The 12,577-nt window shown below is 63.3% G+C and carries 9 protein-coding genes; 1 reads left to right on the top strand and 8 read right to left on the bottom strand.

The features are described from left to right. Window position 1: 1 nt before the first annotated feature. The 4 genes from mtgA to KJP30_RS09560 all read right to left on the bottom strand — a co-directional run bounded on the left by mtgA (window position 2) and on the right by KJP30_RS09560 (window position 7,803). Window positions 2-742, bottom strand: a complete 741-nt coding sequence (gene mtgA / locus KJP30_RS09575; RefSeq protein ID WP_218448908.1) for a monofunctional biosynthetic peptidoglycan transglycosylase — start codon at window positions 740-742, stop codon at window positions 2-4. A 120-nt stretch (window positions 743-862) separates the two neighbouring features. Continuing rightward, on the bottom strand, window positions 863-5,398 hold the full coding sequence (gene gltB, locus KJP30_RS09570) for a glutamate synthase large subunit (protein ID WP_218448907.1): 4,536 nt from the start codon (window positions 5,396-5,398) through the stop codon (window positions 863-865). 147 nt (window positions 5,399-5,545) lie between these two features. Beyond that, window positions 5,546-6,295: a hypothetical protein gene (locus KJP30_RS09565; protein ID WP_218448905.1), complete on the bottom strand. Its 750-nt coding sequence runs from the start codon at window positions 6,293-6,295 to the stop codon at window positions 5,546-5,548. A gap of 71 nt (window positions 6,296-6,366) precedes the next feature. After that, the gene (locus KJP30_RS09560; protein WP_218448903.1) at window positions 6,367-7,803 is read right to left on the bottom strand and encodes an NAD(P)-dependent oxidoreductase; all 1,437 of its coding nucleotides are present in this window, start codon (window positions 7,801-7,803) and stop codon (window positions 6,367-6,369) included. Window positions 7,804-8,031: 228 nt separating this feature from the next. Between KJP30_RS09560 and KJP30_RS09555 the strand changes: the two genes are divergently transcribed. After that, window positions 8,032-8,835 (top strand): undecaprenyl-diphosphate phosphatase, encoded by an 804-nt coding sequence (locus KJP30_RS09555; RefSeq protein ID WP_218448901.1) that lies wholly within the window; start codon window positions 8,032-8,034, stop codon window positions 8,833-8,835. Window positions 8,836-8,844: 9 nt separating this feature from the next. Here KJP30_RS09555 and rlmH read toward each other — a convergent pair whose 3' ends face one another. The 4 genes from rlmH to KJP30_RS09535 form a co-directional block, all read right to left on the bottom strand. Then, entirely contained in the window at window positions 8,845-9,315 is a 471-nt protein-coding gene (gene rlmH / locus KJP30_RS09550; RefSeq protein WP_218448899.1) for a 23S rRNA (pseudouridine(1915)-N(3))-methyltransferase RlmH, read from the bottom strand. 3 nt (window positions 9,316-9,318) lie between these two features. Beyond that, window positions 9,319-9,669: a ribosome silencing factor gene (gene rsfS / locus KJP30_RS09545; protein WP_218448897.1), complete on the bottom strand. Its 351-nt coding sequence runs from the start codon at window positions 9,667-9,669 to the stop codon at window positions 9,319-9,321. A gap of 213 nt (window positions 9,670-9,882) precedes the next feature. After that, the gene (locus KJP30_RS09540) at window positions 9,883-12,219 is read right to left on the bottom strand and encodes an aldehyde dehydrogenase family protein (protein WP_218448890.1); all 2,337 of its coding nucleotides are present in this window, start codon (window positions 12,217-12,219) and stop codon (window positions 9,883-9,885) included. Continuing rightward, complete coding sequence (locus tag KJP30_RS09535) at window positions 12,216-12,569, bottom strand: hypothetical protein (protein ID WP_218448888.1); 354 nt, start codon at window positions 12,567-12,569, stop codon at window positions 12,216-12,218. The genes KJP30_RS09540 and KJP30_RS09535 overlap by 4 nt, the downstream gene beginning before the upstream one ends. Window positions 12,570-12,577 lie beyond the last annotated feature (8 nt).

The following is a 12,577-nucleotide window of genomic DNA, read 5'->3' as shown; positions in this document are numbered from 1 at the left end:
GCTATTTCTGGAAACAGTCGGCGCGCCCGTCGCTTTCGATCAGCGCTGCACCATCCATGATCGCCGTCGCCCGGCGGTTCATTCGGGCGCTGGGGCGGGCCGCATCGCGGTTCTTGGGGTTTGGCAGAACAGAGGCCAAAAGCGCAGCCTGACGGGCACTGAGCGCATCCGGGGCGACACCGAAATAATGGCGAGCGGCGGCGTCGATGCCAAAGACGCCTTCATCGAATTCAGCGACGTTCAGATAGACCTCAAGGATGCGCCGCTTGGGCCAGAGCGCTTCGACCAGCGGCGTCAGCAGTGCCTCCATCGCCTTGCGGATATAGCTGCGCGCCTGCCAGAGGTAGACATTCTTGACGACTTGCTGGCTGATCGTGCTGCCGCCGCGCTGTGCGCCTTCCTCGATGGCGGCGCGGATCGCCCCCATGTCAAAACCCCAGTGGATGCAGAAATTTGCATCCTCGGCGGCCACGGCAGACCGCAGCATGACCGGGGCGATGGCATCCACTGCAACCCAATTTCGGTCGACCCCGCCAAGACGCCGGGATTCGGACCAGATGGTATGAGTCGTTGGCGGGTTGAAGACGCGGAACAAGCCCACCATCACAACCGCCAGAACGGCTGTCGCCAGCGCCGCCCGCAACAGCCAGCGCCGTAAAAAGACCATCGGACGGATGGTGCGCTGAGATTTCCTGGACTTGGAACGCTTGCCGCGCGCCGGTTTCTTTGCCTTGCCTGCCATGGGTCTTTCCTAGACCAGTCCCGCCGTATCGCCAACGCCTGACGCGGGCGCGCGGTTCACCTCTGCCCACGAAAAAGGCCCGGCGTTGCCGCCGGGCCTTTTCCTGTCGGTGCCTCGGGATCACTCGGCCGGGACGGCCAGCTCTCCTTCGATGCCCAGAGGGTGCGGGATCTTGTCCAGCATTTCTTTCGGGCAGACCTGAACGAAATGGGCCTTTTCCAGATCCCAGTTTTGCAGGATGTCCATGCCTTTGCGGCTGTTGGTTTCTTCCACGTGGCGTTCCAGCAGGGACTTCAGCTGGTCTTCCCATTCCGCGACGGTGACCGGGCAGGTGACAAGGCCTTCCATGTTCATCATCTGCCGGGCGGTGCCTTCGGGGTCGTAGATATAGGCCATGCCGCCGGTCATACCCGCACCAAAGTTGGCGCCGATCGTCCCCAGGATGACGGCAACTCCGCCGGTCATGTATTCACAGCCGTTCGAGCCACAGCCCTCGATCACCACCTTGGCACCCGAGTTCCGCACAGCAAACCGTTCACCTGCGCGGCCCGCGGCGAAGAGGTGCCCGTCGGTTGCACCGTACAGAACGGTGTTGCCGATGATCGTGTTTTCAGAAGCCTTCAACGGGGACACCAGCGGCGGGCGCACCACGATCAGGCCACCGGACAGACCCTTGCCGACATAGTCGTTCGCATCGCCCGAGACCTCGATCTTGAGCCCCGGCGCCGCGAAGGCGCCCAGCGACTGCCCGGCGCTGCCGGTCAGTTTGACGTGCAGGTGGTTCGGTTGCAGCGCGTTGCGCATCCCGAATTTCTGCACGATGTGGCTGGAAATCCGCGTGCCCACGGTCCGGTGCGTGTTCATGACCGCGTAGGACAACTGCATCTTTTCGCCGTCTTCAAGGAAGCGATGACCGTCGCGCACGATTTCGGCGTCCAGTGTATCGGGCACCTCGTTGCGCGGCTTGTGGCGGTCATAGACGATGTCATCAGAGCCATCGACACGGATCAGAAGCGGGTTCAGGTCCAGATCGTCAAGATGTTCGGCCCCACGGCTGACCTGATGCAACAGGTCGGCGCGGCCAATCACCTCGTCAAGGCTACGCGCCCCGATTTCGGCAAGGATCTCGCGAACTTCCTGCGCATAGAAGGTGATGAGGTTCACCACCTTGTCGGCGTTGCCGGTGAATTTGTCCCGCAGCGCCTGATCCTGCGTGCAGACGCCCACCGGGCAGGTGTTCGACTGGCATTGGCGCACCATGATGCACCCCATCGCGATCAGCGCGGCGGTGCCGATGCCGTATTCCTCGGCACCCAGCATCGCGGCCATGACGATGTCGCGGCCGGTCCGCAGACCGCCGTCCGTGCGCAGCGTGATCCGCTCGCGCAGGTTGTTCATCGCCAGAACCTGATGTGCCTCGGTCAGGCCCATCTCCCAAGGGAGACCGGCGTATTTGATCGAGGTGGCAGGCGAGGCGCCGGTGCCGCCGTTGTGACCCGAGATCAGGATCACGTCGGCCTCGGCCTTGGCCACGCCTGCCGCGATGGTGCCCACCCCCGAAGAGGCGACCAGCTTGACCGTCACCTTGCAGCGCGGGTTGATCTGCTTGAGGTCGTAGATCAGCTGCGCAAGGTCTTCGATCGAGTAGATGTCATGGTGCGGCGGCGGCGAGATCAGCGTCACACCCTTGGTCGAATGCCGCAGGCGGGCAATCAGGTCGGTGACCTTCATGCCGGGCAGCTGACCACCTTCGCCGGGCTTGGCCCCCTGCGCGACCTTGATTTCCAGCTCTTCGCAATGGTTCAGGTATTCGGCGGTGACACCAAAGCGCCCCGAGGCCACCTGCTTGATCTTGGCGGAAGGGTTGTCGCCGTTCGGTTCTGGCACGAAATGTGCCGGATCTTCACCACCCTCACCAGAGTCCGACTTGGCCCCGATCCGGTTCATCGCCACGTTCAGCGTCTTGTGCGCCTCGGGCGACAGCGCGCCCAGCGACATGCCAGGGGTCACGAACCGCTTGCGGATCGAGGTGATCGACTCGACCTCTTCGATCGGGATCGACTTGCCCAGCGGCTTGATCGCCAGCAGGTCGCGCAGGTGGATCGGCGGATTGGCCTGCATCGCCTTGGAATACTGTTTCCACATCTCATAAGAGGCGCGGTCACAGGCTGCCTGCATCAGGTGCATGGTCTGTGCGCCCCAAGCATGTGTCTCGCCCGATTTGCGCGCCTTGTAAAAGCCACCGATGGGCAGCACGTCCTGACCACGCTTGAAACCAAGCGCGTGGATTTCCTCGGCTTTGTGCTGAATGCCGCTGACCCCGATGCCCGAGATGCGAGAGATCATGCCGGGGAAGTATTCGGCGCACATGGCACGGCTGAGGCCCACCGCCTCGAAGTTCAGACCGCCGCGATAGGACGAGATCACCGAGATGCCCATCTTGGACATGATCTTGAGCAGCCCCTGATCGATGGCTTCGCGATACTTGGTGACCGCTTCGGTCAGGGTCATGTCCAGCAGGCCGCGCTTGATGCGGTCGGCAAGGCTGTCCTCAGCCAGATAGGCGTTCACAACCGTTGCGCCCGAACCGATCAGCACCGCAAAGTAATGCGGGTCGATGCATTCCGCCGACCGCACGTTGATCGAACAGAAGGTCCGCAGGCCCTTGCGCGTCAGGTGGCTGTGCACCGCGCTGGTGGCAAGGATCATCGGCATCGCGATCCGGTCGGGTCCACAGTGTTCGTCCGTCAGGATCAGGTGCCCCGAACCAGAGCGCACGGCGTCCTCGGCCTCGGCCCGAATGCGGGCCAGACCCTCACGCAGGGCACCGGGACCGGTGGAGAAGGTGCAGTCAATGACGTTGCAGGGCGCGTTGAAGTGGTTTTTCAGTTCTTCGAACTGCGCATTGCCGACAAAGGGGCTGTCCAGAACGAGGATCTCGGTCTGGCTGCTGTCTTCGTCCAGCACGTTCTTGAGGTTGCCGAAGCGGGTCTTGAGGCTCATGACCCGGTATTCGCGCAACGAGTCGATCGGCGGGTTGGTCACCTGGCTGAAGTTCTGGCGGAAGAAATGCGACAGCGGACGGTATTTCTTGGACAGAACGGCGGATGGCGTGTCGTCGCCCATCGAGGCCAGCGTTTCCTTGCCGTCCTCGGCCATGGGGGCGAGGATCTGTTCCAGCTCTTCGATGGTATAGCCGGCCGCGATCTGGCGGCGACGCAGTTCCGCACCTTCGAACAGCGGCTTCTCGGTCACGGCTGCCAGCGGCTCGTCCAGCTCGGTGATCTTTTCGACCCATTCGCCAAAGGGCTGGGCCGCGGCAAGCCGGTCCTTGATCTCGGTGTCGTGGTAAAGCTTGCCCTCTTTCATGTCGACAGCGATCAACTGTCCCGGGCCAAGCGCGCCTTTTTCGCGGGCGGTGGCCTCATCCGTCGGCACCATGCCGATTTCCGAGCCCGCGATCAGCAGCCCGTCGCCGGTCACCACATAGCGCATCGGACGCAGGCCGTTGCGGTCCAGACCGCCACAGACCCAGCGACCATCGGTCATCGCCAGTGCGGCGGGGCCGTCCCAGGGTTCCATGACCGCATTGCAGTAGGAATACATGTCACGCCAGGCTTGCGGCAGTTCGACCGCCTGCTGAGACCAGCTTTCGGGGATCAGCATGGTCTTGGCCATCGGCGCGTTGCGCCCGGCGCGCACCATGACCTCAAAGACCGAGTCCAGCGCGGCCGAGTCGGAGGATCCGTTGGGCACGATCGGCTTGATGTCTTCGGCCATGTCGCCAAATGCCGCCGAGGCCATGCGGATCTCGTGACTTTTCATCCAATTGACGTTGCCCTTGAGCGTGTTGATCTCGCCGTTATGGGCCAACATGCGGAAGGGCTGGGCCAACCACCATTGCGGGAAAGTGTTGGTGGAATAGCGCTGGTGATAGATCGCGAAGGCGGATTCGAACCGTTCGTCCTGAAGGTCCGGATAGAATTCCGACACCTGTTCCGCCAGCATCATGCCTTTGTAGATGATCGACCGGCAGGACAGCGAGGCGATGTACAGCTGGGTGATCCCGGCGGCGGCAGCGGCCTTTTCGATCCGGCGGCGGATGACGTAAAGCTCGCGTTCAAAGGTTTCCTCGTCCACGCCCTTGGCGTTCGAGATGATGATCTGTTCGATCTCGGGGCGCGTCGCATTGGCCTTTTCGCCAAGGCAATCGACGTTCACCGGCACGTGGCGCCAGCCATAGATATAGTGGCCCATGCGCAGGACTTCGGTCTCCACGATCGTCCGGCAGGCTTCTTGTGCGCCAAAGTTGGTGCGGGGCAGAAAGACCTGTCCAACAGCCATCAGTTCGTCACGGCGCGGCGTATGGCCGGTGCGGCCGATCTGGTCATAGAAGAAGGGGGCCGGGATCTGGACATGGATGCCAGCGCCGTCGCCGGTTTTGCCGTCGGCGTCGACGGCACCGCGGTGCCAAATCGCCTTGAGCGCGGTAATACCCGCCTCGACCACGCGCCGCGACGGTTTGCCGTCAAGGCTCACGACAAGGCCCACGCCGCAAGAGCTGTGCTCTTCGCTTTCGTGGTACATGCCGTTCTCGCTCATCCACTTGCGCTTGGCTTCCTCGGCCCGCACCCAGTCGGCATCGTATTTGGTCATGGCTCAAGCCCTCCGTTCATGGACCGCACTTCGCGGCCCGGCATCCTTGTTCGCGGCAGTCCGTTCCATCTGGCCGGCCTGCCGCCAATTCCTAGTTCGTTGTTTCGGCCCGGTTGCCGAGGATCCGGCAGCGCTCTGTGCGCGGGGTCATGCTGTGTCCTCCGACAGGGGCAGGCCGCTCATCAGGTCGCATTCATGGCGGGGATAGGTGCTGCGAAAGCCCTGTTCGCCGGGATAGATGAATTCGACCGGGCTACGGTCGCGCGCGTTGGTTTGCCGTTCTTCGTCGGTTATGTCGGCGGCAAAGCCCGCGAAAAACCGTTTATGCGTGGCCGAGACGTATTCCTTGCCCGTCACATGTTCGATCACCCGGCCATTGACGTCACGGCGGGTCATCTCGAATTCGGTCCGGTACAGCGGTTCGCCGTCGATTTCGACCTCACCGACGATCCGGTCAAAGCCGGTAACGCGGGTCACGCCCTCGGTCGTCGAACGCTGGGTGAAATCAAAGCTGTCGATGCCGGTTTCCACCAGTTCCGAAACGCTCCCGGGATCGGTGACGGGCCGCATGGTCCGGGTGCGGGCGGGTTCCTCGGGCGGGCCGCTTTCGATCCACTGGCCGTCACCGTCGATGCGGCTGGTGAAATAGGGGCCGGCCTCGCCGAAATCGGTACGGAACTTGTGATCGGGGTCGATCTGCGGGCAGACGAAATGGTTGGTCACGACGCAACTGCGGGACTGCACGGTCAGATAAGTGGTGCAGCCTTCGGGCGGGGTGAACAGCCCGCCTTGCGCCCATGCGGGTCCGGCACAGGCCAGCAGCGTCAGCGCCGCAAGCCCCGCGTAATGCGGAAAGATGCCCTTGCCCTTGCCCTTGATCAACCCTTCAACTCCCATGTGACAGATACTGCGGTCCTCCCCGGTGCGGGGAACGGCGAGGACCGGCTTTGCTCAGATGCGCGGGCGGATTACTCCGCCGCCACGGCGCTTTTTGCACTCAGGTCAGCCAGCAGTGCCTCGGCACAGTCGCGCCCGTCGCGGATTGCCCAGACCACAAGGCTGGCACCGCGCACGATGTCGCCTACGGCATAGACGCCGGGCAGGGCGGTGCGGCCACTGGTGAACTCGGCCTTGACGGTGCCCCAGCGGGTCACTTCCAGTTCCGGGCATCCCCAAAGCGTCGGAAGTTCCTCGGGTTCGAAACCCAGCGCCTTGATGACAAGGTCGGCGGGTTCGTCATAGTCCGACCCCTCGATGACCTCGGGGCTTTGGCGGCCGGTGGCATCCGGCGCGCCAAGGCGCATCTTTTCGACAACCACGGCGTTGACTGGGTCGCCCTTGAAACCCTTGGGTGCGGTCAGCCATTCGAACTGCACGCCTTCTTCCTCGGCGTTCTGGGTTTCGCGCTGCGAGCCCGGCATGTTGGCGCGGTCGCGGCGGTACAGGCATTTGACGCTGGTCGCGCCTTGGCGGATCGCGGTGCGAACACAGTCCATCGCCGTGTCGCCGCCGCCGATCACCACGACTTTCTTGCCATTCGCGTTCAGTTCGCCGCTGTCGAACTCCGGTACGCTGTCGCCAAAGTTGGACGCACGGTTCGAGGCGGTCAGGTAGTCGATCGCCTTGACGATGCCCTTGGCACCCGCGCCGGGTCCGCCCAGATCGCGCGACTTGTAGACGCCGGTGGCGATGATGACGGCATCATGCTGGGCGCGGATTTCCTCGAAGGAGATGTCCTCGCCCACGTTGCAGTTCATCACGAAGCGCACGCCACCCTCTTCGAGTTGCTTGTTGCGGCGCATGACGATGTCTTTTTCCAGCTTAAAGCCGGGAATGCCGTAGGTCAGCAGCCCGCCGGACCGGTCGTAGCGGTCATAGACCGTGACCTGAAGCCCGGCGCGGCGCAGCATGTCGGCAGCCGCCAGGCCGCCGGGGCCTGCGCCGATGATGCCGACGCTTTCCTTGCGTTCCTGTGTCGGGGAAACCGGCTTGACCCAGCCTTTTTCCCAAGCCGTGTCGGTGATGTATTTCTCGACCGAGCCGATGGTCACGGTGCCGTGGCCCGACTGTTCGATCACACAGTTGCCTTCGCACAGGCGGTCCTGCGGGCAGATGCGGCCACAGATCTCGGGGAATGTGTTGGTGGCTTGGCTGACCTCGTAGGCCTCTTCCAGACGACCGGTGGCGGTCAGGCGCAGCCAGTCGGGGATATTGTTGTGCAGCGGGCAATGGCTCTGGCAATAGGGCACGCCGCATTGCGAACAGCGCGACGCCTGCTCGGTGGCCTTGGCGTCGGCGAATTCGGCATAGATCTCGTCGAAGTCGGTCCGGCGTTCAGCGGCCTCACGCTTCTGAGGCATCTCACGTCCGACGGACACAAATTTCAGCATCGGCTGCTTTGCCATTCACTCACCCTTTGCAGGTCATCATTTCTTGGTCACGGGTTCCTTACAGAAGCTTCGCGAGGAATGAAAGTCAGCAGTGCTGACCTATATGGGGAATATTTATCCGCCGACGCGGCGCTTTCTCCTGAAGGGTCGGAAAAATTGGTCGCAAAGCGGACCTAAATTCAGGCTTTCGCCTGAGAAACAAGGGGTTATACCAAGGCGGGTCACATCAATTGGACACCGACAATGCCTTTCACGCAACTTCTGATTCTCGCCCTGATCCAAGGGGTTACAGAGTTTCTTCCGATTTCTTCCTCCGGCCACCTGATTCTCTTGCCGAATCTTACCGGCATGCAGGACCAGGGGCAGATCATCGACGTGGCCGTTCACGTCGGCACGCTGTTCGCGGTCGTGTTGTATTTCTGGCGTGACGTGAAAGAGGCAGCGGTAGGCACGTTGCGGCTTGCGACGGGGCGGATCGATACGCCCGGGGCACGCTTGGCCTTTCTTTTGCTGGTGGCCACGATCCCGGTCATCCTGTTCGGTTTGGCACTGAAAGTTACCGGGCTGGACGACATGCTGCGATCGGTTGCCGTGATTGGCTGGACCATGCTGGTCTTCGGGATCGTACTTTACTGGGCCGACATGCGCGGCGCGCAGCACAAAACGGACGCGGACTGGTCACTGCGGGATGCGATCATCATGGGGCTTTGGCAGGCGATTGCACTGATCCCCGGAACCTCGCGCTCCGGGATCACGATCACGGCGGCCCGGCACCTTGGTTACAACCGCCATGACGGAGCCAAGCTGGCGATGCTGATGTCGATCCCGACAATCATCGCTTCGGGGACGTTGCTGGGGCTGGAGGTGGCGGCCACAGCGGATGCGCAAGCAGCCCGCGACGGAGCCATCGCCGCCGCGCTGGCCTTTGTGTCCGCACTTGGGGCGCTGTGGCTGATGATGCGCCTGCTGCGCTCGGTCAGCTTTACCCCTTATGTGGTCTATCGGGTGGTGCTGGGGGCGATCCTGTTGTGGATCGCCTATCGCTGATACGGACTGTTACACGCGGTGATAGGGCGATCCGGCAAGGATCGACGCCGCGCGGTAGAGTTGTTCGCTCAGCATCACCCGCACAAGCATATGCGGCCAGACCATCGCCCCGAAGGACATAAGATCCTGCGCCTCGGCGCGCAGCGCCGGGTCGATCCCGTCGGCGCCGCCGATGACAAAGGCCATGTCCTGCGTGCCGCCATCGCGCCATCCGGCCAGTTTTTGCGCAAATTCGGGCGAGGACCATGTCTGGCCACGCTCGTCCAACGCGCACAACCGCGCCCCCGAGGGCAGGGCGCGCCGCAACAGGGCCGCTTCGGCCGCCATGCCGCCGCCCTTGCGGTCTTCGACCTCGACGACATTGACCGGCCCAAGGCCAAGGGCCCGGCCGGTTCGGTCGCAACGTGTCAGGTAATCATCGACAAGCGACTTTTCCGGCCCCTTCCGGAGCCGGCCAACCACGCAGATGTGCAGACGCATGGATCAGGCCTGAGCGGCCATCGGCGCCCACATCTTTTCCAGCTGGTAGAACTCGCGCACTTCGGGACGGAAGACATGCACGATCACGTCCCCCGAATCGATCAGCACCCAGTCCCCGGTGTCCTTGCCCTCCATGGTCGAGAGCACGCCGTAGTCCTGTTTGAGTCGATCAGCCAGTTTCTCTGACAGCGCGGCCACCTGGCGCGACGAACGGCCGGATGCGATGACCATGTAGTCACAGACAGAGGTCTTTCCGCGCAGGTCGATCTGCACGACATCCTCGGCCTTGTTGTCAGAGAGAGTTTCGAGCACGGCCGCGAGAAGCGTCTCGGCGGTTGCCTCGTTTTGCGTCATGGCCGGAACCCCCCGGCCTTGATCGGCGGCTTGCGCCGCAAGTGTCGTCGAAGACAGGACAAAGTCCTCCTATGTCGATGTTCGGCCCATTGGCCCGGGCCCATGGGCGTATGTCCAACATAACACTTGCAATGTAAATTCTCAATGTCGGGGGACATGGCAGCCATGTCCCCCGGTGTGGCCCGCCCGCCGCTTGGGCAGTTCGCCGCCGGGTCAGGCGCCGTATGGCACCCAGATGGTCTTGACCTCGGTCGCGGCTTCCAGAAACGCGCGGCCTTCGCCTGAGGCACTGAACCAGTTGCGCGCGCGCCCGTTGTTGACCCAACTGCGCTTGAGATTGCCGGCTGTGCCTTCTTCGATGACGCTGGCCAGATCGGTCGATGAGAACGACCAAACCGACTCGATGTCCATATGGGTCGCCAGCGTCGGGGCCAGTTCGGCATGGCTGCCGGTCAGAATGTTGACCACGCCGCCCGGCACATCCGAAGTTTCCAGTACCTGGTAGAAATCCAGCGCGGCCAGCGGGAAGGGTTCGGAGGCGACAAGCACCACCCGGTTGCCCATCGCAATGGCGGGCGCCATGACCGAGATCAGCCCAAGCAAAGGGGCTTCGTCCGGGCACAGGGCACCGATCACGCCGCAGGGTTCGTTCATGGCCAGCGCGACGCCGCGCAGGGGGACGCTGCGCACGCCACCGTCGAATTTGTCCGCCCATGCCGCGTAGGTGAACAGCCGGTTGACCGCGGTTTCGACCTCGGCCTTTCCGTTCGTGTCACCGGTCAGGCGGTCGATCAGAGCGGCGAACTCTTCGGCCCGGGCCGAGAGGTTTTCACCGATGTAATACAGCACCTGCGCCCGGTTGTGGGCCGTGGCCTTGGCCCAGCCCGCTGCGCCGCGCGCGGCCTCGACCGCGTTTCGGACATCCTTGCGGTTGGCGATCGGGGCCTGACCGATCAACTGGCCGGATTTGTCAAAGATGTTGTTGGCATAGCCGCCGTCCGGGCGCGCCTGCTTGCCGCCGATATACAGCTTGGCCGTCCGGTCCACCGCCTGCGGCTCGGCACGGTCGCCGCCGAAAGGTTCGACCGGGGGCAGGGCGGGGGTGTCGTCAGCGGTGCGGGTATAGGCACGCAGGCCTTCCCAGCCACCTTCCCGGCCAAAGCCGCTTTCGCGCAGCCCGCCAAAGCCCGCCGCCGCGTCGAACATGTTGGTACCGTTCACCCAGACGACGCCCGCCGCCAGTTGCGGCGCCACGTCCAGCGCGGTGTTGATGTTTTCGGACCAGACACTGGCCGCAAGGCCATAGCGAGTGTTGTTGGCCAGTTGCACGGCCTCGGACGGGGTGCGGAACGTGGTGGACACCAGCACCGGGCCAAAGATCTCTTCCTGCATCAGGGGTGAGGCCGGTGCCAGATCCGAGATCAGCGTCGGCGGATAATAGCAGCCCTCCGGCAGGGGGCAGTTGGCGCGATAGACCGTGCCTTCGGACCCGGAGACCAGCGCCTCGACCCGGCGTAGCTGCTGGGGGTCGACCAGAGCGCCGACGTCGATGCATTTGTCCAGCGGGTTGCCAATGCGCAGCTTGTCCATGCGGGCGCGCAACCGGTCGTGAAAGACCTCGGCGATGCCTTCCTGCACGATCAGCCGCGACCCGGCGCAGCAAACCTGGCCCTGATTGAACCAGATCGCATCGACCAGCCCCTCGACCGCGCTGTCGATATCGGCGTCCTCGAACACGATGTACGGAGACTTGCCGCCCAGTTCCAGCGTCAGCGCAATACCACGCCCGGCGGTTGCCTTGCGGATCTTGCGCCCGACCTCGGTCGAGCCGGTAAAGGCGATCTTGTCGACCTCGGCAGCCACGATCATCTCGCCCACCGCGCCATCGCCGGTGACGATGTTGACCACGCCTTTGGGCAACCCGGCCTGCTGGCAGATGTCGGCAAACAGCAGCGCCGTCAGCGATGTCCACTCGGCCGGTTTCAGAACAACCGTGTTGCCCATGGCCAGCGCCGGGGCGATTTTCCATGCCAGCATCAGCAGCGGGAAGTTCCAAGGGATGATCTGGCCACAGACCCCCAACGCTCGGGCCCCGGGCAGTTCGCTTTCCATCAGTTGGGCCATGCCCGCGTGATAGTAGAAATGCCGCTGCGCCAGCGGGATGTCGATATCGCGGCTTTCGCGGATCGGCTTGCCGTTGTCCAGCGTTTCAAGAACCGCGAACAACCGGGCGTGTTTCTGTAACAGTCGCGCCAGCGCATAAAGGAACCGCGCGCGGCCCGGACCACCCAGAGCCTCCCACCCCGGTTGCGCGGCGCGCGCGGCGGCAACGGCGGCGTCCACGTCGGATTGCGTGGCCTGCGTCAGCGTTGCCAGAACCTCGCCCGTGGCGGGGTTGCGGCTGTCGAACCCTTCGCCGGGTTCCGTGTAGGCCCCGTCGATAAAATGGCCAAAGCGCGACCCTTGATCGACGATCCAAGCCAGAGCATCGCCTGCGCTTTCGGGTGCGGGGCCATAGTCCATCGCTTTGAAAATCTCTTTTACGGTCATTTCAGCCTCGTGCAGGCAGTCTGCGCCAGAACTGGCGCTGTTTCATCAAGGTGCAGGCGGTGCAAGGTCACCCGGTCACCGAATTTCGGCGGCGCGCCGCCTGACAGCACCGGTTTGCCATGGACGATCAGAACGCTGTCCTCATCGACAAAGACCCGGCGTCGCAAAGATCCCTGCACCATCCGCGCCGTCAGTCGCAGGCTGTCTTGTTTCAGGGTCATCATGCGGTCGCTGACGACGATCTCGGAAATCGGCTGCATCCCGTTCGTATCACCCGACCATGCGGCACAGGCGTAGGTTTGCGCCGCGACTGGCGTGGCAGACGCCAAGGCGGCGCTGAAAAGGAACACGCGGCCCT

The sequence above is a fragment of the Antarctobacter sediminis genome, assembly GCF_019218285.1.
Taxonomy (GTDB): Bacteria; Pseudomonadota; Alphaproteobacteria; order Rhodobacterales; family Rhodobacteraceae; genus Antarctobacter; species Antarctobacter sediminis.
Note: the sequence above shows the minus strand (reverse complement) of the source record. Positions and strands in the feature narration are given on the sequence as shown.

Bases quoted from the DNA above. Each gene is read 5' to 3' on its own strand.
- gltB (WP_218448907.1), bottom strand. From the start codon at position 5,398: ATGACCAAATACGATGCCGACTGGGTGCGGGCCGAGGAAGCCAAGCGC.
- KJP30_RS09555 (WP_218448901.1), top strand. From the start codon at position 8,032: ATGCCTTTCACGCAACTTCTGATTCTCGCCCTGATCCAAGGGGTTACA.
- mtgA (WP_218448908.1), bottom strand. From the start codon at position 742: ATGGCAGGCAAGGCAAAGAAACCGGCGCGCGGCAAGCGTTCCAAGTCC.
- KJP30_RS09540 (WP_218448890.1), bottom strand. From the start codon at position 12,219: ATGACCGTAAAAGAGATTTTCAAAGCGATGGACTATGGCCCCGCACCC.
- KJP30_RS09565 (WP_218448905.1), bottom strand. From the start codon at position 6,295: ATGGGAGTTGAAGGGTTGATCAAGGGCAAGGGCAAGGGCATCTTTCCG.
- KJP30_RS09560 (WP_218448903.1), bottom strand. From the start codon at position 7,803: ATGGCAAAGCAGCCGATGCTGAAATTTGTGTCCGTCGGACGTGAGATG.
- rsfS (WP_218448897.1), bottom strand. From the start codon at position 9,669: ATGACGCAAAACGAGGCAACCGCCGAGACGCTTCTCGCGGCCGTGCTC.
- rlmH (WP_218448899.1), bottom strand. From the start codon at position 9,315: ATGCGTCTGCACATCTGCGTGGTTGGCCGGCTCCGGAAGGGGCCGGAA.